Source organism: Planococcus sp. S3-L1 (assembly GCF_030063085.1).
In the GTDB taxonomy this organism is placed as follows: Bacteria; Bacillota; Bacilli; order Bacillales_A; family Planococcaceae; genus Planococcus; species Planococcus kocurii.
Genome location: NZ_JASISN010000001.1, coordinates 130,711 through 149,486, shown reverse-complemented (window position 1 = coordinate 149,486; position 18,776 = coordinate 130,711). Strand labels below are relative to the sequence as shown.

18 protein-coding genes are annotated in these 18,776 nt (G+C 41.7%); 7 read left to right on the top strand and 11 right to left on the bottom strand.

All coding sequences use genetic code 11. The features are described from left to right. Positions 1-345 precede the first annotated feature (345 nt). From QMF37_RS00755 to QMF37_RS00715, 9 genes are all read right to left on the bottom strand, one after another. Complete coding sequence (locus QMF37_RS00755; protein WP_058384280.1) at positions 346-924, bottom strand: TerD family protein; 579 nt, start codon at positions 922-924, stop codon at positions 346-348. 18 nt (positions 925-942) lie between these two features. Beyond that, positions 943-2,025, bottom strand: coding sequence for a toxic anion resistance protein (locus QMF37_RS00750; RefSeq protein WP_058384279.1), 1,083 nt, complete (start codon positions 2,023-2,025; stop codon positions 943-945). Positions 2,026-2,045: 20 nt separating this feature from the next. Further along, positions 2,046-3,659: a YceG family protein gene (locus QMF37_RS00745; protein WP_071154131.1), complete on the bottom strand. Its 1,614-nt coding sequence runs from the start codon at positions 3,657-3,659 to the stop codon at positions 2,046-2,048. Positions 3,660-3,683: 24 nt separating this feature from the next. Beyond that, positions 3,684-4,499: an HAD family hydrolase gene (locus tag QMF37_RS00740; RefSeq protein ID WP_283475982.1), complete on the bottom strand. Its 816-nt coding sequence runs from the start codon at positions 4,497-4,499 to the stop codon at positions 3,684-3,686. Next, positions 4,496-5,605, bottom strand: coding sequence for a cysteine protease StiP family protein (locus QMF37_RS00735; protein WP_071154130.1), 1,110 nt, complete (start codon positions 5,603-5,605; stop codon positions 4,496-4,498). Before QMF37_RS00735 ends, QMF37_RS00740 begins: the two co-directional genes overlap by 4 nt. Continuing rightward, complete coding sequence (locus tag QMF37_RS00730; protein WP_245830207.1) at positions 5,602-6,885, bottom strand: phosphoribosyltransferase domain-containing protein; 1,284 nt, start codon at positions 6,883-6,885, stop codon at positions 5,602-5,604. Before QMF37_RS00730 ends, QMF37_RS00735 begins: the two co-directional genes overlap by 4 nt. Positions 6,886-6,904: 19 nt before the next feature. Beyond that, positions 6,905-8,050 (bottom strand): HpcH/HpaI aldolase/citrate lyase family protein, encoded by a 1,146-nt coding sequence (locus QMF37_RS00725; protein ID WP_071154129.1) that lies wholly within the window; start codon positions 8,048-8,050, stop codon positions 6,905-6,907. 108 nt (positions 8,051-8,158) lie between these two features. After that, on the bottom strand, positions 8,159-8,737 hold the full coding sequence (locus QMF37_RS00720) for a TerD family protein (RefSeq protein WP_283475979.1): 579 nt from the start codon (positions 8,735-8,737) through the stop codon (positions 8,159-8,161). Positions 8,738-8,751: 14 nt separating this feature from the next. Continuing rightward, positions 8,752-9,366, bottom strand: coding sequence for a TerD family protein (locus tag QMF37_RS00715; RefSeq protein ID WP_058384272.1), 615 nt, complete (start codon positions 9,364-9,366; stop codon positions 8,752-8,754). Positions 9,367-9,677: 311 nt separating this feature from the next. Between QMF37_RS00715 and QMF37_RS00710 the strand changes: the two genes are divergently transcribed. The 5 genes from QMF37_RS00710 (at position 9,678) to QMF37_RS00690 (ending at position 15,512) form a co-directional block, all read left to right on the top strand. Next, complete coding sequence (locus tag QMF37_RS00710) at positions 9,678-10,616, top strand: glycosyltransferase family 2 protein (protein WP_071154128.1); 939 nt, start codon at positions 9,678-9,680, stop codon at positions 10,614-10,616. Continuing rightward, entirely contained in the window at positions 10,606-11,001 is a 396-nt protein-coding gene (locus QMF37_RS00705) for a GtrA family protein (protein ID WP_058384270.1), read from the top strand. The genes QMF37_RS00710 and QMF37_RS00705 overlap by 11 nt, the downstream gene beginning before the upstream one ends. A 20-nt stretch (positions 11,002-11,021) precedes the next feature. After that, the gene (locus QMF37_RS00700) at positions 11,022-13,625 is read left to right on the top strand and encodes a YfhO family protein (RefSeq protein ID WP_071154127.1); all 2,604 of its coding nucleotides are present in this window, start codon (positions 11,022-11,024) and stop codon (positions 13,623-13,625) included. A gap of 229 nt (positions 13,626-13,854) precedes the next feature. Continuing rightward, positions 13,855-14,490, top strand: coding sequence for a superoxide dismutase family protein (locus QMF37_RS00695; RefSeq protein WP_071154126.1), 636 nt, complete (start codon positions 13,855-13,857; stop codon positions 14,488-14,490). Positions 14,491-14,636: 146 nt separating this feature from the next. After that, positions 14,637-15,512, top strand: coding sequence for an SDR family oxidoreductase (locus tag QMF37_RS00690; RefSeq protein ID WP_078080724.1), 876 nt, complete (start codon positions 14,637-14,639; stop codon positions 15,510-15,512). Between the two features lie 50 nt (positions 15,513-15,562). Here QMF37_RS00690 and ytvA read toward each other — a convergent pair whose 3' ends face one another. Next, a complete protein-coding gene (gene ytvA / locus QMF37_RS00685) occupies positions 15,563-16,372 on the bottom strand; it encodes a YtvA family blue-light photoreceptor (RefSeq protein WP_245830209.1) in 810 nt (269 codons plus the stop codon). Between the two features lie 145 nt (positions 16,373-16,517). On the opposite strand from ytvA, the gene QMF37_RS00680 reads away from it, so the two are divergent. Both QMF37_RS00680 and QMF37_RS00675 read left to right on the top strand, forming a co-directional pair. Then, positions 16,518-17,222, top strand: a complete 705-nt coding sequence (locus QMF37_RS00680; RefSeq protein WP_071154125.1) for a type 1 glutamine amidotransferase domain-containing protein — start codon at positions 16,518-16,520, stop codon at positions 17,220-17,222. A gap of 54 nt (positions 17,223-17,276) precedes the next feature. Continuing rightward, positions 17,277-17,480 carry a hypothetical protein gene (locus tag QMF37_RS00675; RefSeq protein WP_058384264.1) on the top strand — a complete coding sequence of 68 codons (204 nt, stop codon included), beginning with the start codon at positions 17,277-17,279 and terminating at the stop codon, positions 17,478-17,480. A 98-nt stretch (positions 17,481-17,578) separates the two neighbouring features. On the opposite strand, the gene QMF37_RS00670 is transcribed toward QMF37_RS00675, so the two are convergent. Further along, the gene (locus QMF37_RS00670) at positions 17,579-18,772 is read right to left on the bottom strand and encodes a S1C family serine protease (protein ID WP_283475971.1); all 1,194 of its coding nucleotides are present in this window, start codon (positions 18,770-18,772) and stop codon (positions 17,579-17,581) included. Between the last annotated feature and the right edge of the window lie 4 nt (positions 18,773-18,776).

Here is an 18,776-nt window from a genome sequence, read left to right as displayed (position 1 = left end):
GAATCTTGGCCATGGCTGTCAAAAAAAGCCGTTAGTAATCCTTCATACGGGGAAGTCTGCTTCGGATTTTACATAAAATCGGCCTTTCTGTAACGATAGTATGGAAATTTTCACTTTAAAGAAATGAACGGTTTTTTGTATCCTGATTTAGGTTTCGAATGGCTGATGGGAACGGAGACAGCGATTCCAGTGGGAGCGACGCGTGGTGAAGACGGTGTAGCCGGCTGAGGCCGTGCCCGCGGAAAGCGTCCGTCGAAATGGACATCAGCCTTTTCTCATAAATGTTAAATGGGGCTGCCCCGAAAAGTCATTTTTTCATGACTTTTGGGACAGCCCCATTTTCAATTAATTTAACCCAAAATCATTTACTAATGCCGCAAGGCCGCCTTGATAGCCACTGCCAATTGCGTTAAATTTCCATTCGTTGCCGTGGCGATACAATTCTCCAACTACTAACGCCGTTTCAATCGAAAAATCTTCTCCAAGATCATAACGGATTAATTCTTCGTTCGAGCTTTCATTCATAATACGGATAAAAGCATTGGAAACCTGACCAAAGTTTTGGCTACGGCTATCTGCTTCATGGATGGTTACGGTAAACACTACTTTATGGATGTCTGCAGGAACGTTCGGCAAATCAACGATTACTTGCTCATCATCGCCGTCGCCTTCTCCAGTTAAGTTATCTCCCGTGTGGACAACCGAACCGTTGCCGCCTTCAAGATTGTTGTAAAAAACAAAATCTTCCGGTCCACGTGATTTGCCATTTTCACCTACAAGGAAAATGGATGCATCTAAATCGAAGTCTCCTCCGCCGCTATATTTGTTCGTATCCCAGCCTAAACCAACGACCACTTTCGTGAGTCCCGGATTTGTTTTAGTCAAGTCGATCTTCTGTCCTTTTGAAAGGTTGATTGCTGACATTGTAATTTTCCTCCTCGATTAGTTAGCTTTACGTTGAGTATCTTCATACTTCTTCTGTAATTCTTCGATGCGGAGACGTCCTTCTTCACGCATTTTGCGATTTTCTTGCTCAATCTCGCGCGTGTCATTCATCCCTTGCATAATAGTCTCCCATGTCTGCTCAATGGTTTCAATCTTGATGCTCGGTTGACCGGACATTCTTGCAATGTCTACACTTTGACGTGAAATATCATTCGCGTTGTTGAGTAGCATTTCGTTCGTACGGCGATCTAATTCACTCATCGATTCAGCAACTAGGTTTTGACGTTTTGCCGCGATCGCATTAATTAAACCAGTTTTAAAAATCGGAATGGTTGTCACGAAAGCCGAGTTGATTTTCCCAATTAGTTTCGTATTACCACGCTGGAGCATACGGATCTGAGGTGCTGACTGGTAAGAAACTTGTTTCGCCATTTCCAGGTCGTAAACACGCTGTTCTAGAAGTTCAATCGCATTTTGCAAGGAGTTTAATTCCATCAAAGCCATTTGATCACCAGATTCCGCTTTTGCACGGACTGCTGGCTCTTGAGCTCTCAATTCCTCCACTTTAATGTCACCTGCTGCGATATATTTTTCCAGTTCCATAAAGTAATTAAAGTTTTGATTGTATAGTTCTTCTAAAGTCGTCGTTGACTTTTTCATTTCGCCTTCATACTTTGTAATTTCAACGTATACTTTATCGATTTCAGATCCCATCGTCTGATACTTGTTAAACAATTGTTCAATCACTTTATTTCCTTTATTGAAAATCTTGCTCATGAAACCTTTCTTTTCGACAAAATCCTTTTTATCGAATTTATCCATGATTTTTCCGAGTTGCTTCAACAATTCACTAGACTCTTCCATGCTATTTGCTTGAACAGAATTCAATACTTTTCCAGTAAAAGCTGAAATTTCATTCGCTGGTTCACGACCAAATTCCAGTAAAGCGATTTGGTTTTTGGGATCGATTTTCGCAGCCAACTGAAGAACTTCGGGATCTTTTTTTAGTTGAACCTTTAATTGGTTTTCATCTTTCATTACTAATTCCTGTTGTTCAATTTGTTCTGGCATATTGGTCATCGGTTTTCACTCCTTTTTGGCTATAGCCATTTTTTTAATATTTTTTTCACGACAGAAGGCTCTCGGTAAGGCTCGTTAAAGCTTCGTTCATCAAGCCAGTGTGTATCGAATGATTCGGAATCGATCCAGCGTTCAACATCTTGATGCCCCTGTGGATTGATGATAATGACATCGAGTCCAAATATATGAATCAACGCAATCGCATTGGCATCGGCACGGCTCAACTCACCGTCTTTTTCTTCGTTATAAAAGAGCATTGTGGGTACGAACTGCGGATAATCGAATAATTGAATCAACTGAATTACTGAATCTGGCAGCGACATCGATTGCGAAAAAGCATAAAGCTGCAATTCTTCAAACGATTCGCCATGTTGAGGCACAAGAATTGGCTTTTCCGCATGTCTCGCGATTGCTGCTGCAATTGCTGTCTGAACACCATCTGGCAATTTATTGTATTTCCACCAATGCGCAGCTTTCATTTTTTCCGGATCCAACAGTCCGTTTTTTCCGAGAGCAGCACGGTAATGGAATTGCTGATTGCCTTTTCGTTCTTCCACAAAAGGAAAGCTTCGAACTAGTTTTGTGTCTTCCCGCTCAGTCAATTTATGAACATTGTCCCAAAAGCGTTTGCGGTCCTTTTCAATACCCATCAGCTTAGAAAAAACGACAGGAATGTTGACACTTCCACTTGCTACAGAAAAAGACGGCCGCACCATTGCACGTTCTTTAGCAAGCATGAAAGCTTCGTCCATCGTCGTTTTAAGTCGAACCGAGCGAGTCAAATACGATTTAAATTGGAAGGGCTTATAAAGTCCGGAATCATCGTGATGCAAAAGACGATCTACTTCTTGAGTTGCACGATATGCGACCGTTCCCACACGTTTCGGCTTTTCATCTGGAAAAGGAAGAAGTGCTTCGGCGTTCACTTGAAAACTGTGGCTATGAAGCCCTTCAGCTCCAACTGCTTTTTCAAACCAACGCTCTCCTTTAGGATCATAGACAACGACGTGGAAGCCAAACGCTGCTGAAAGCTTCAAAAACCAAGTTTCACTTTCTGAAACGCTGCCATACCATAAAAAGCCAGGCAAACCTTTTTCCAACTCTAGCTTTTCAATTTCTGGTGCTATGTGATTAAACATCCATTTAACTAAGTCAGTCGTTACGCGACGAAAAGAGGAATGTGTTGTATTTCCTCCGGATTGCGTTTGAAAAGCTTTCAAAATATCAATCAATACAAGTCGTAGACGTCTGTTCAAATCCGCGTCTTTTAATCTAGGTAGCAGTCCTTTGCCATCAAGAAACGCTACCATTCGATTGGGTGACAACCCATTTTCTTTTTTATTCATTTCGAACAAATCTTGAAGTGTTCGAAGACGATCCTGCTCAATATGTTTGTTCATTCGATCAGAAAGTCGAATTATCCGTCCATCTGATGCTTCGATGACGTCATAAATAGACGCGAAATAGTCATCGGCATCAAGTGTCATCCCTGTAACTTGTCCGAGTAGCTGTGGATACGTAATGCGGTCTTCTTCAATTTTGGTTTCGCTGTGATCCACAATCGGTTTTTTCAGCCACTCCCCGATTTTTTCTGGATCCCAGGTTTTAGCGGGGATTGGATTCAATTGAACCATTGGAATCTCTCCTTGCTTTGTTGCTTACTGACGCTGCAATGAAATCTCAGCAACACGAGCCAAGATTTCCTCTCCAACTTTAATGCCATGTGTATCGGTCTTATGAATATGTCCGGACATCGAAACTCTACTTTTTACTGCTTCGCCGTGAGATGCCACCATGCCATAATCGGCACTTTCTAGTAAATCCAGATCGAGTAGCGAATCTCCAGCTGCCAGAACGTAACTGGCACCTATACGTTCCTTAATGTACATCGCGGCAGCTGCTTTCGTAATGCTTTCTGGCATAAAATAAAGCTTCCTACCTTGCAGGGACATTCCCCATCCAAGCTCTTTAAATACGGTTGTGTAGAAATCCAGCTTGTCTGTTGGAAAACGTGCACGATCGACAATCAGATAAACAAACCACTCTTCCGCTTCTTTAACTTTTAGTACCCAGTCCTCCGAAAAATGACGTTCAATTTCCGGTAGCAATTCTGAAATAATGGTTTTCCGACTGATACACTGCTGGCGAATTTCTTCAGACCACTCTTTGATTGGTTTGCCGTTTTCCAAAATGACGGCGCCATTAGATACAATCGCAAACCGCGGTGCTTGCTGTCCGTTAAAAATACCCGTCACTCGCTCGTATTGAGCTTGTGTCCGTGTAGTCACGGGCAAAAAGAATGCCGAAGCAGAAATATGCCAAAGCGCTGATTGACTTTTTTTCGTCATAAACGACAGTGGTTTTCCCTCGTAGCGCTCTACTTCAACTAACTCTTCTTCCGTTACTTCCATCCCCATCGAATTGCGGGAATAAATTAACGTCTGATCTAAATCACTAGCGAACAGTACCGTCATATTTCTTTACCTGAGCGAATCAAGCCAATCGCTCGGTAAAACAAGTCGGGAACAACTTCTACCGGCACCTTTTTCTCTTCCGCCAGCATCAAAATATGATGGACATCCGGGTTATCTAGACTATTAACCAAAACTTTCCAAGGGCTCCTGCGAAGCAGTACGCGCGTTGTCTCACCAACACCTGGCTTAATCAAATGAAAGTCGGTTTCACTATACATCTGCTGACCAATTGCTTCCACTTCCTCCATGCCCTGCCAAGTTCTTTCTACTATTACAGGAGTTGAAACAGCCTCTTGTTTAACTTGCTCTTGCGTTTCCGAAAAGCAAGCAGTAATTTGATCAATAAAGTCATTCGATAAATCTTCATCAAGCAATTCCCCGTAAAACTTGGCACCGTGGAAATCATTTTCACCAATATACTGTTTGTTAAGGATTGTGCGGCTTACCAGTCCTGATACGGTCGCATTTAGACAAGCACTTGGAATAAGGAAATCTTCACGCGTACCGAACAATACTGCGCATGCACCTGGATCGGCTAGCACTGCCATGTCATCATATAAATTCATGTTTTTTTCTTTATTGAGACTATTAACTGCTTTAGTCAACTCTTTTTGAATAGCCCCTTTGCCGGTCCAGCCATCGACAAACTGAATACGGCTTGTCGGATGTGCAGCGCGAATTGAATCGATTGCTTTCTCATCAATTCCTTTATCGCGTAAAATAGAAACACTGTAATGCGGCCACTCCATCTTCATTACCTGCTCGGCGTATCGACGAATCAGAATACCGATTGGACTGCCAGCACGTGCTAAAGATACGAGCACAATGTCATCTGTTCCCGCATTCATGAAAATACGACGCGTTACGAGTCCAACCAAATAGCCTAATTGCTCTTTCGTCTTACCTACTGTTTCGTGATAAAGATTGGTATATTCATCAGAAGGACGATATTCCATTGGCAGTCGTTCTGCATAGTGTGCCCCGGTCTGAACCGCTTTTTCACGCTCTTCCAACGTACTTTCAGTAAATTCGTTGCTTACATCTTTTAATAGGAAGGTGATGTCTTCTTTCGGATAACTCGTTTTCACTAAACCGGTAGCTATCATTCGATTTCTTCACTCCTTTTAGTAGTTGTTAGAGAAATCCATTCTACTGGCGCTTTTTTCTCCAAGTATGTGAGAAGCGGCTGCCAATCGGATAGTGCAATGACGGATTCAGCTATCAAGTAAATTCGGTCGATTTCCACTTCATTTAAATTATAGATAAATTGGCTAACTCCGAATGCATCTGGTAGCTCAAACTTAACTTTTTCCTTAATCGGATAATCGGCCATTGGCGAAGCAAAAATTGGACTGCGTGTCGTCGTTTGGACGAGTGCGTTTCCTTCTAGTGCTAAGGCAAAACGCAAAGGTAAGTACATATTCTCTCCTACTCCAATAACTAATGCCTTATCGCTTACACTCACAAGTTTTTCAACCGCAGTTTTTGCCCAGCTACCTATTTCATCGTGTTGCTCACTTGTAAGGCCAAAACGCCCTGTTTGCGAAATATATCGTTGTCCCGTTTTTGAGCCGATTGTTAATTTTTCACTGCCCAGTTCGGTATGTGGAGTTCTGTGTCCCACACCACTCAACAAACTCATTTCAGGTTCAGTAGGTGCTGTGCTGTGCAACAATTCAAATTGGCCCGTCATTAATGATAAAACCTTCAAATCAATCTGCCGCTCAGCCATTATTTTCTCTATTTTTTCCTTTTGACTATCACTTCTCCAGTCAAGGATGGATAAAGACACGTAATTCTTTCCGGGAAATTGATCATCTAATGCACACACCAAGTTTAACAAGGTGTTACCCGTAGAAATCTCGTCATCGATTAACACGATCGTCTCTGCTTGTTCAAGCATACCTGAAGGCGCATATACTTTATGGGACGTTGCGTGGGAATGTTCTTCTTCAAAGACAAAAGATGGGGTAATGCCGGTAATCTCTTCACGTGTTGTGTGAATATAAGCAGATTCCTCAAAATGTTGGAAAACCGAATGGCCAAGACCTGTTGCTGTTTCTGCCATGCCAATAAACACTGTTTTTTGGGGCATCGTTTTTTTAAATTCAAGCGACTGTAGGGTTATGTCACGATTTACTACGCCCGTTTCAATCATTTTGACAAGAGCAGGCGTCTCTGGATATCCTCCAACCCCAACTTCTTCCATCAGCAAAGAAGCCAATAAAGTACCTGTTCCAAGAGCTAAAGAAGGATGAACAGCTAGATGTTTAGCAATTAGTTTGCTGACAAACAAAAATTGACGGTTTTTATTCACACGCAAAGCGACAGAAAACAGCGATTCCGCTGATAAACCTTGATAAGCATAGGTAACTGAGATATTCATGTTTAGGTTATCCCATAATTTAGTATTGATTTGATACTTGACTGGCCCGGATATGATTGAGGACGTCGATTGGTTGATAGTTTTCATTGAGCACCCCGTAGACTTCCGCTTGAGCGGCAATTTTTTTCGCCCAACTCAAATGCGGCTTTACTTCGTTCATTTTATTGCGTTTAGCACTTTGCAAGACACCATTTCTTTTGCTGCTTTCGTTTAGAATTAGTTTAGCGTCTTCGTAAGCTTCAAGTGTGACGATATGACCTGCATTGACGATTGAAATTTGCGACGGATGAATACAGGTTTTTCCTTTAAAGCCATTTAGAATATCCAGTTGAACTTCTTCCCATAAGGTTTCTTCCGGTTTAGAAGAAAGCCATAGCCGCTCCCCACTTGAAAAATGTTCGTAGACAGGTCCAGAAACCGTAAATCCGTCTTCTGCACGCCCAAAACGGTTCAAGATAGCCATCAAACAGTCTCGAATAACATGAACATCGTAAATTGTCCGTTCCGCGGGCCGACGTAAGCCGTAAAGGCTAGAAAAATCAGTAGCTCCCACGCGAACCGTCAAAATCCGCTCTGCTTGTGATTGCATAATACTGTATAGTTCTGACAAAGTTTGTTCACGAGATTCACTGTACAGCACTTCTTTCGTTTCGAGCAAAGGCAATGCATACAGCATTCTACCAGCCACTTCACTAGCACGGTCGAGCGCTTCAAAAAATGATGGCAACGTTACAGGTGAGCATTTCGGAAAAACGATTCCTGTCAACACACTCAATGCCGTTCCTGCATTTTTTACTAATTGGTCTAATTGTTCGGGTGTGCGAACTCGCAAAAACAAAGCTGGTCCAGCTATGAGTTGCTCTGCATTCGCTTGTTCCAGTTTTTTGAACTCGCCCACTGTATTTTTTTCTGCCTGTTTTAGTTCCGTATCAGCTACTGCATCTTCCAAACAGACGATTAGTGTTGTAAGACCAGCAAATACGCCGTTATTATAATCACCAGTTAAAATTTTCTGAGCAAAATCCACTCTAGAACCCGGCGTATAAAGCGCTGCACCCAACGCCAAGCTTAAGGTTTCCCGTTCCGTATCACGGTTAAATTCTGCCGGGGAATGTTTAAAAAAAGTCTTTAAATCAGAATCGGTCAATCCGTTAAAATGTCTCATGCGTGATCCCTCCCGGCATGCTGCTAGCTACAGCCCGTTCAAATTATCATTTCGTATATGAATGGACAAAAAGCAAGGAGATAGTCTCCTTGCTTTTCCATCGTTAACTCAGCTGTTTAAGCCAAAGTCCTTCACAAGAGACTCTAAGCCGCCTTGATAACCGCTGCCAATGGCGTTAAATTTCCATTCGCCTCCGTGACGGTAAAGTTCCCCGACAACGACTGCAGTTTCAATTGAAAAGTCTTCACCTAAATCGTAACGGATCAACTCTTCATTTGTGTCTCCATTGATGATGCGTACATATGAGTTGCTCACTTGGCCAAAGTTTTGACTGCGTGATTCTGCATCGTGAATCGTGATGGCAAAAGTTGCTTTCTCAATTGAAGCTGGAATAGCTGACAAATTAAAGTTTACTTGCTCGTCATCTCCGTCGCCTTCGCCCGTTTTGTTGTCACCCGTATGCTCTACAGCGCCAGCAGCACCCGTTGTATTATTATAGAAGATAAAATCAGCTTCTGAAGCCGTTTTGCCTTCGCTGTTTAAGAGGAAGACGGAAGAATCCAAGTCAAAATCTTGTCCGCCATCATATTTGTTTGTGTCCCAACCTAAGCCTACGATTACTTTAGATAAGCCCGGATTGCTTTTTGTTAAATCTACTTTTTGACCTTTTGATAAGTTAATTGCCATTTTCTCAACACTCCTTAAGAATATTTGTTTGCGATTGATCCGATATCAGGTTCGATTGCGCCTTCACCAATAGCTGAAAACTTCCAATCTGCACCTTGACGGTAAAGTTCGCCTGTAATTAACGACATTTTACCTGCATAATTATCGGTAAGGTTGTAGTGAACCAATTCTTCTTTCGACTGATTGTCGACTAAGCGAATAAAGGCATTTTCAATCATGCCGAAATCTTGTTTCTTCTGTTTAGCGTTATAGATATTCACAACAAATACTAAGCGATGAACAGAAGGTGAAATACGTTTCAAGTCGATATTGATAACTTCATCGTCGCCTTCGCCTTCTCCAGTTAAGTTATCGCCCGAATGAACTACGCTGCCATCTTTGCTTTTCTTGTTACCAAAATAAATTAAGTTTTCTTTGGCTGTCAGCTTGCCATTTTCGTCTAGCAATAAGACAGATGCGTCACAGTCCACTTCAGCACCGCCACCGCCGCCACCTAATAGGCCGCTTAAAAAGCCTCCGCTTTTTTTAGTTGCGACAGGATCCCATCCTAATCCAACCATTATGCTTGAAAGCGATGAACGTCCTTTTGTTAAATCGATTTTTTGACCTTTTACGAGATTGATCGCCATTCTTAACACTCTCCATTCATCAGTATGTATTCTATTTTAATGGTATTGGTCCGCCATGTAAAATTCAACGAATAGAACCTACCAGAAAACCCGAAAATTCAGGCATCATCTTTTCAAATTTCACGTTCTGAAGTTTTACAGGTTGTAAGTTCACGCTGAATTTTCAGACAAATGCTTTCTTAAAACACCTGACGTATACTAATACGTATCTAACGCTAAGAAGTTTCATTTTCAGGCATAGTTCTTAATTAAGGTAGCCAATACAAGCTAAAAAATTATGTTCAAAAGCAGTTTGAAAGGAGCAACCAATAATGAAGCTTATCTCGATTGTCATTCCGGCTTTTAATGAAGAAGCCAATATCGCTTCCATGTATGCCAAGTTGGCGCAGGAACTTGAGGCGCTTCCATATCGTTATGAGATTATGTTCATCAATGACGGCAGCAGCGATTCCACACTCCAAGAGATTTTAAAATTAGCCGAAGTGCATGAGAATGTAAAATACATTTCATTGACACGTAACTTCGGAAAAGAGTCTGCTATGCTCGCCGGCTTGAAGCGCATTAAAGGCGACGCCGCCATCGTTATGGATAGTGATTTACAACACCCTCCCACTTTGATTGGGGAAATGGTTACCGGCTACGAGGAAGGTTTTAACCAAGTTGTGGCGAAACGTTCACGCACGGGCGATTCTAAAGTTCGTTCGCTATTCTCTTCACTTTACTATAAGCTGATCAACTCGATTACCGATGTTGATTTGCAAGACGGGGAAGGAGACTTCAGGCTTCTGAGTCGCAAAGCCATTAATGCCATTTTAACGTTGAGCGAAAGTAATCGATTCTCCAAAGGTTTGTTTTCTTGGATTGGGCTCAGCAAAAAGACCATCAACTACGAAAATGTGTTGCGCACTGACGGCGACTCCAAATGGTCATTTGCTAGTCTCGTCAATTACGGCATCGACGGCATCATTTCATTTAATATGAAGCCTTTACGCGTTTGTTTTTACTCAGGCTTTTTGGTTTTGTTCCTGTCGCTCATTTATATCTTTTTTACGTTATACAATATTATGCAAGAAGGTATTGGAGCTCCCGGGTACTTTACGACAATTACAGCAATCTTGTTACTAGGAGGCATTCAATTGATCAGTCTCGGAGTTATCGGTGAATATATTGGACGTATTTACAATGAAACCAAACAACGCCCACACTTTCTTGTAGATGTTAGCAATGCGGATGAATACAATGAATCCTAAAGCGCTGAATACTGAATTTACTCGCTTCGTCTTTGTTGGGGTCCTTAATACCTTGAGTTATTACTCGATTTACTTGTTGCTTCACAATGTTTTCAATTTGCCTTACCTTCTGGCACATCTTGTCGGATTCTTAATCAGTTTGAACATCTCTTTTTTCTTAAACTGCTATGTCACGTATCGCATAAAGCCTACACTTAAGAAATACTTATACTTTCCATTAACTCAAGTCGTTAACATGTCGGTTTCTACTGTATTAATTTTTATTTTCGTAGAATTTCTTCACCTCAATAGCAATATCGCTCCTTTTGCAGCCGTATTGTTTACAGTTCCCATAACATTTGTCGTATCGAGTAAAATTCTTAAAGATACGCCTTCTCCAAAATAAGAAAAAAAGACGGTGACTCTATGCAAAAACTGCGCCCTGCTCTTGTTCTATTGTTTTTCAGCTTGCTGCTGTCAGCAATCGGTCATACTGTTTTTCTCCGCCAATGGGCAAATGGGCATTTCATGGTAGGTATTAACGATGGACTCTCTCAAATGCTCCCTTTTAAGGATCTTCTATTTGAACAATATACACGGGGAGAGTTTTTCTACTCGTTTGATTTTGGATTAGGAGCTGGCACATTCAGCGAACTGTCTTATTATTTTTCTACATCTATTGTGTTTCTAGTTTCAGTAATGATCGTTGCCCTTTTAAAATTTGCGAATATTATCCAGACAACTGACGTCTTGTTTTGGGCAAATGCTGCTGTTTTTATCAGCATTATTCGTCTGGCCACTGTGCTATTTATCACTACTCGATTATTTATGTATATGAACATTTCAAAATCTGCTGCTTTTATAGGTGCTTGTCTTTATGGTTTATCAGGAATGTATTTCCGCCACGCTACGTATTGGGAATTTTTCGCAGATGCCTATTTATGGCTTCCACTGCTATTGTTTGGTGTCGAAAAAATCTTCCGCGAACAAAAGCCTGGTTGGTTTTTAGTAGCTATCGCCGTATCAATGATTGACAATTTCTATTTTGCTTATATCAATTTTTTGTTAACTGCACTTTATATTCTGTTCCGTCTGTTTATCCCACTCTCTACGAATGAACAAACCAAAAAGAAAAGTATAATGAGCTTTTTGATCGCCGGACTGATTGGTGCAGGTATCAGTGCAGTTTCTTTTGTGCCTGCTGTCTATGCCTATTTAAACAACCATAGACCCGATTTTAAGCAAGAAATTCTTTGGAAAAATGAACTACTTGATAATATTTTGTTCAGTAGCTCAATTATTGTCTTGCCTGCATTTTTCGTCCTCGTATTGTTTTGCTGGTTTCTGTATAACCATAAAACATTCCGGTTGTTTGCACTACTTGGAATCGTCGCGATAATTATGCACAATAGTCCGATGATTGGCAGTGCCTTTAACGGCTTTTCTGCTCCGCAATACCGTTGGGAGTATTTTTTATCCTTAGTTATGGGCGGAGCCGTTGCGGTCGCATTTGATCAATTGCATAAGTTTACACGATGGCGTTTTCTACTTCCAGCGATACTAACGATTTTAAGTTTTGTTTATTACGTTCGAAACGACGAGTATTTTGAAATGGACTCAGAGTTCTCAACACTTGCGATTCGCGCGCTCATCATGACATTGTTGCTGCTAGCTCTATACGTAAATTTCAATAAAGATATAGTTAAATGGCTGTTAATGGCATCCGTTTTAGTTTGGACTTTGCTGTTTGCTAACCTTTACCAAACCGAAAAAATTCTGGATGAAGGTGATATCTCACAAGTTAGCGAAGAATTGATAACGGGAGTCGACTATGATGACCCTGAAATCAATACACTCATTGAGTTTATTCACACAAAAGAAAGCGACGAACTTTATCGAATTGATTGGATGGAAGGGGTCCGCAATAACACGCCAATCGTTCAAGACTTCCAAGGACTAAGTGCGTATTCTAGTATTTTAAACAAAAACTTATTGTATTTTTATTTGTATGATCTTGAAATTGATATGGGACGTGAAAGTGTTAGTCGTTACGCCACACTCGGCAACCGTGCCAACTTGTACAGCATGCTACAGGGCAAATACGTGATTCGCTCGCGTGGAGACACCAATATTCCTTATGGCTTTAATGAGATCCATTCTTCCGAAAAGTATATCGTCTATGAAAACGACTACGTTTTGCCGTTTGCACGGTCGACTTCCACGGTTTACGAAGAACAGCAATTGGCTAAGCTATCTCCGCTAATGCGTGAACAAGCGATGCTGACTGGGGTTGTACTAGATCGCAGTCAAGATACGGATTCTTTGCCAGAGTCGAATGAAAACATCCTTGCCTTTGACCAAGCTACAATTGGGGCTACTTATCATGACAATGTCCTAACAGTCGTAGAGAGAACAGGCGGCTTGAACTTAACCGTAGAAAACCTACCGCTATCCACTGATGACTTATTTGTTTCTTTCCATTTAGAAACAAAGGCAGCCGATCAAGGCTTCCTACTTGAAGTGAATGATTACCAAACAACAAGAAAGTCCAATCAGTCTATTTACAAAACATTTGTAGACGACTTAACAATTCGCATACCTGCTGATGAATCCATTGAAATTCGTCTTCCAAAAGGAAGCTATGACATAACCGATATCCAAGTTTATTCTGCTTCCTATGAATCTTTGCGCAAACAAGCTGCGCAACCAGACTTGTCTAGCAATTTATCAATTGATGGCAGTCAGGTTCGCTTGGATTATGCCAATAAAGACAACGATGACTTCTTAAAGCTATCCATTCCGTATGAACGCGGCTGGCAAGCACACGTAAATGGCAAAAAAGTACAGGTAGCAAAAGCCGACTTTGCCTTTATGGCAATTCCACTAGAGGCAGGCGATAACGACATTTCGCTTGCTTATCGACCGCCCTTTTTTAAGTCAGCTGCAGCTGTAAGTTTAGTATCCACCCTTTTTGGTTTTGCACTAGTTTTTCGCAAAAGAAAAACTAGAAAACCGACTGATTTCACCTGAATTTTTATCGGTAAGTGCGATTTCTTTCACTACTGCTTTAAGTGTTCCACTTCTGACTTTCGTGATTAGTCAGAAGTGGAGCATTTTTTTATCTATTCCTCTTACAGAAAATGAGCTTCCCTTTATTGGAATTTCTTCTCCTACAAAAGAAGCTGTTTTGAAAAATTGCGTTTACTCTCGACCTTTTACGTGTAAGGAAAGGTAATACGATCTTAAAGGAGGAATTCAGATGAAGCGTTGGTTGTTGTTCGGTTTAATCGTAAGCTTTTTAGTCCTTTTAGCAGCTTGTGGCAATGACACGACAGAAGATCCGCCTACGGAATCTGATGGCGCAACAGAAGAAACGAACGATGACAGCAACAGCAGTGAAGATTCAACTGAAGGAGCAGCTACTAATAACGATGGCGAAATCCTGATGGTAACCGTCGAATTAATGAACAGTGACGGTGATGCAATAGGCACTGCTGAATTGACTGAAGAAGACAGCGGTGTCGCGGTCGCACTTCAAGCAGAAAATTTAGAACAAGGCATGCATGGTATTCACTTCCACCAAGAAGGTATGTGTGAAGTTCCTGACTTCAAATCAGCTGGTGATCACTTTAATCCAGAAAGTACGATGCATGGTATGGACAACGCTGACGGTCCGCATGCCGGTGACTTGCCGAACCTTGAAGTAGGCGAAGACGGCAGCGTCTCACAAGAATTTGTTGCCGAAAATGTGACGCTTGAAATTGGCGAAGAGGATTCACTACTCAAAGAAGGCGGAACTGCGCTTGTTATTCACGCAGGAGAAGATGATCAAAAAACCGATCCTTCTGGTGACTCTGGAGACCGCATTGCCTGTGGCGTCATTGCCGCAGAATAACGATCGCTTAAACATCGGCAGTGCCCTCTCTAAACGGGCACTGCCTTTTTTGAACTCGATTAATCTAGTTCTGCTCTCCAGTGTTTAAGTGGATTACCAACGGGAATAATGCAACTAGTACTACTTAAACTAGAGGAGGATTTACAATGGCGAGAGATGAATTCGAAAAAATAGATGAACAAGTTGAACCTCAAGAACAATCTACACAGCCGGGGTCCGAGAAGCAAATGAACCCTGAACCGATTTATGATGACAAAGACTATAGAGGTTCTGGAAAACTTGAAGGAAAAGTCGCACTTATTACAGGCGGAGACAGTGGGATTGGTCGTGCAGTAGCAGTGGCCTATGCTAAAGAAGGTGCCAGCATCGCTATCGCCTATCTCGACGAACACGAAGATGCAGAAAAAACAATAGCAGCGATTGAGTCTTACGGAGCAAAGGCAATTAAATTTGCCACCGATGTCAGTGACGTTGAAAATTGCAATCAGCTTATAGTAGACGTTATTTCTGAATTCGGTCAATTGAATGTGTTAGTGAACAATGCTGGTAAACAGTTTCCACAAGATGATTTTCTAGCGATTAGCCCTGATCAATTAATGGAAACTTTCTCTACTAATATTTTTAGTATGTTCTATCTAACTCAAGCTGCTCTCCCACATCTTCAAAAAGGAGACAGTATCATCAATACTTCATCCGTAACTGCTTACCGCGGTGCTCCTGGACTAATTGATTATTCGTCAACCAAAGGAGCAATCACAAGCTTTACTCGCTCGTTGTCTGCTAACATTGCAGAACAAGGCATCCGCGTAAATTCAGTTGCACCTGGTCCTATTTGGACACCTCTTATCCCCTCAACTTTTGATGCAGAAAAAGTCAAAAACCAAGGGAACGACACATTAATGGAGCGACGTGGGCAACCTTCTGAATTGGCGCCAGCTTACGTATATCTAGCTTCTAAAGACTCTACCTACGTAACAGGACAAGCAATTCATATTAATGGTGGAGATTATATTAGTTCGTAAAATACAACAGCCCCGGCGTATGCCGGGGCTGTTTTTAGCAACTGTCGTCATTATTTATTTTGTCTCAAGCGACTTTTCCCACTTTCTTCTTGTGCAATAAAATTCAATGCTTTTTCAATTGTTGAAAATGTAACTAAGCGACTGTCACGATCTAAATTACTAACAAACTGCTGAGCAGCAACCGCAGAAATACCCGTTACATAAAGTTTACTTCCCATAATTCGAAGTGCTTCGTAAATTTGTGAAAACCAATAAAGCGGTGATTTTTCGTTCCAAGTCAGACCGGTGATGTCGATAATTGCATGTTCAATACGATGCTGTTGAACATATTCGCAAATTTTCACTTTCAACATTTCAAAGCGCTGAATGTCCATAGTTCCGACAAGTGCAACGGTCGCAACATTTTCCTGTACGGATAAAATAGGGAGCATTAATTTTTCAATCTCGTCTTCGTTCGCCATAATCGCCTGTTGTTGAGCACGCTCTAACGTAATGTCCGTTTGCGTGCCGATAAAATAAAGCTTCTCGTCTATCCAGACAGGCTCAATTACTAGTCGGTTCCAGAATGGAGAACCGTCTTTGCGATAATTTAATAAAGTCACAATCACTTTTTCATTATTGGCGATAGCTTTTTTCATTTTTTCAGTATCTTCTTTTGTTGTTTCAGGTCCCTGCAAGAAACGACAGTTTTCCCCAATTACTTCTTGTTGCGTATATCCGGTCATTTCGATAAAGGTTCTATTTGTATAAATGATTGGATTGTCCTGCTGTGACGGATCAGTCACAATTGTCCCAACTTTGCTGCCATCGAGCATAGCTTCAAGCAAAGTCACTTGGGTTTTTTGGTTTAACTCTCTCAAGTGATCTACCTCTTCTCTCGTTTCATGTAATAATCCTAGCATATCTCCGAACCCAAATCCAAACACTCTGTATCCACTACGTTTCAGGATTTCTTTACAGGGTAAATGAAAGAACAAAGACTTTTCCAAACAGGAGGAAAAAAGAATGGCGAAAGTATTGGCAGTACTGTCAAATGGCTATATAAACGAAGAACATAATTACGTAACAGGATGGTGGGCAGAAGAACTTTTTGCTCCTGCACTAGAGCTTGAAAAAGAAGGACATACTGTCGGACTTGCTTCTATTGATGGCGGTAAACCTACTGTAGATCCAATCAGTATAAGTAAAGATTACGATCCAGATGGTATCTACAAAAAGCAATACGAATCAGGTATGGCAGATAAGACGACACCGATAGTTGATGTTAAAGCTAGCGACTACGACGCCATTATGATCGTTGGCGGACATGGGGCAATGTTTGACTTAGCACACAACGAAGACTTACACGCTGTGATTAATGTCGTTTATGAATTGGGCGGTATTGTATCCGCTGTTTGTCACGGACCGGCACCACTGGTTTATACAAAAACTAGGGACGGTCACCATCTTTTAGAAGGGTTGAAAGTAACCGGCTACCCAAATAACAAAGAGCCAAAAGAGGTTGTCGAACTATTACCTTTTAGCCTTGAAGATGAATTAAAGAAGATTGGCAATTACCACGAAGAGAGCAATCACGACGCCTATGTGGTCTGGGGGAGCAAACAAATTCTAACAGGTCGCGATCCGCAATCTTCACAGCTTTTCGGTCGTGAACTGGCTCAGAAACTCACTCAACGTGAGCTGCGGTCAGAAGAAAAGTTCATGGATTGAACTTCTTCTTAACAGGGTAAAGAAAACTACTAGCACCTTCGAGGAGGCATTCAAATGAGCAACGACGACAAAAAGAAATACATGAAAGAGACCGAAGAAGAAGCAAAACGCCGTCCACCTGAAGATAAACAAGGATTACAGGAACCGAAAGTTACCGGTTACAAGCCATTGCAACTCGGTATTATCATCTTTGTTATACTAGTTCTCATCCTGATCGGCTTCGGAATTGGAACAGATTGGTTTGGCGTTTCTAACTAATTTTTCTATCAGGCAATTCAACTTATCCATAATAAAAAGGGGGTGCCCTCAAAAGTCATTGTTCATGACTTTTGAGAGCTCCCCTTTTTCTTCGTGTTTTAGCTATTTTCCATTAATGTCAGCTCAAAATTTTGAAACTCTCCGTTTCGATAAGCTTTCACTTTCAGCGTCTCTCCGACTTTCGTTTCGTTGTACAAGTATTGACGAAGTTCCAATACAGAATTCACTGGTTTGCCGTCTAGTTCAACAATGACATCATATGCTTCTAGCCCTGCTGTTGCCGCTCCTGAACCTTCAACTACCGATTGAACGACGATGCCCCCTTCAACTTCAGCTGGCAAGTTCAATTGACTGCCGCGATATTGTGCAGGGACTTCTGCTAAGTCCAAAATCGCTACTCCCATTGATGGTCGGCTTACCGTTCCTTGCGTTTCCAGATCTGAGATAATTGGAATGGCTGTATTGATCGGTATCGCCAGGCCAATTCCTTCTACAGCACTTTGAGCGATTTTCATGGAGTTGATGCCAATTACTTGCCCTTGTGCATTAATCAACGCGCCCCCGCTATTTCCGGGACTAATAGCAGCATCGGTCTGAAGAACTTCTGACTGCCAGTCTTCTGTGCCGTCTTGGTTTATATCAATTGGCACTAAGCGCTCTGTTCCTGAAATGACACCCGTCGTTACTGATCCTGAAAACTGCAGGCCTAATGGATTACCAATAGCGATAACTGGCTCACCTGCTTGTAATACCGATGAATCTCCAAATTCTGCTACCGTTTTGATACTCGCAGCTGGAACTTTCAACACCGCCAAATCAGTCCAGACATCTGTTCCCAGTACTTCTGCATCAAGTTCTGTCCCATCTGATAACGTGACCTTCACTTTTTCCGCGCCTTCTACTACATGGTTATTCGTCACAACATATGCAGTGTCGCCATCTTTTTTATAAATGACGCCAGATCCGACACCCGCTTCTTGCGATTGCTCTTTTTCACTAGTTTGTGCAGCGAAAGGATCTTGTTGTGCTACTTGTAAATTGGAAACCCCGACCACTGCATCTGTTGTATTCTCAACAACCTTCGTTACATCTGAAGTGACAACTGAAGATGTTGTTTGCAAGCCACTGACCTCCTGACTGGTGGACGTCGGTTCAGTCCCTGCCACTTCTCCATCAGTCACACTCGGCAAAATGACTCCTACCAATAACGCCCCTGCAAGTAACCCTGTAAAGCTTGAAGCAAAGTAGCCTTTTTTGTTTCCTTTAGGTTCAGTTGAATTATAATACCCCATGTGT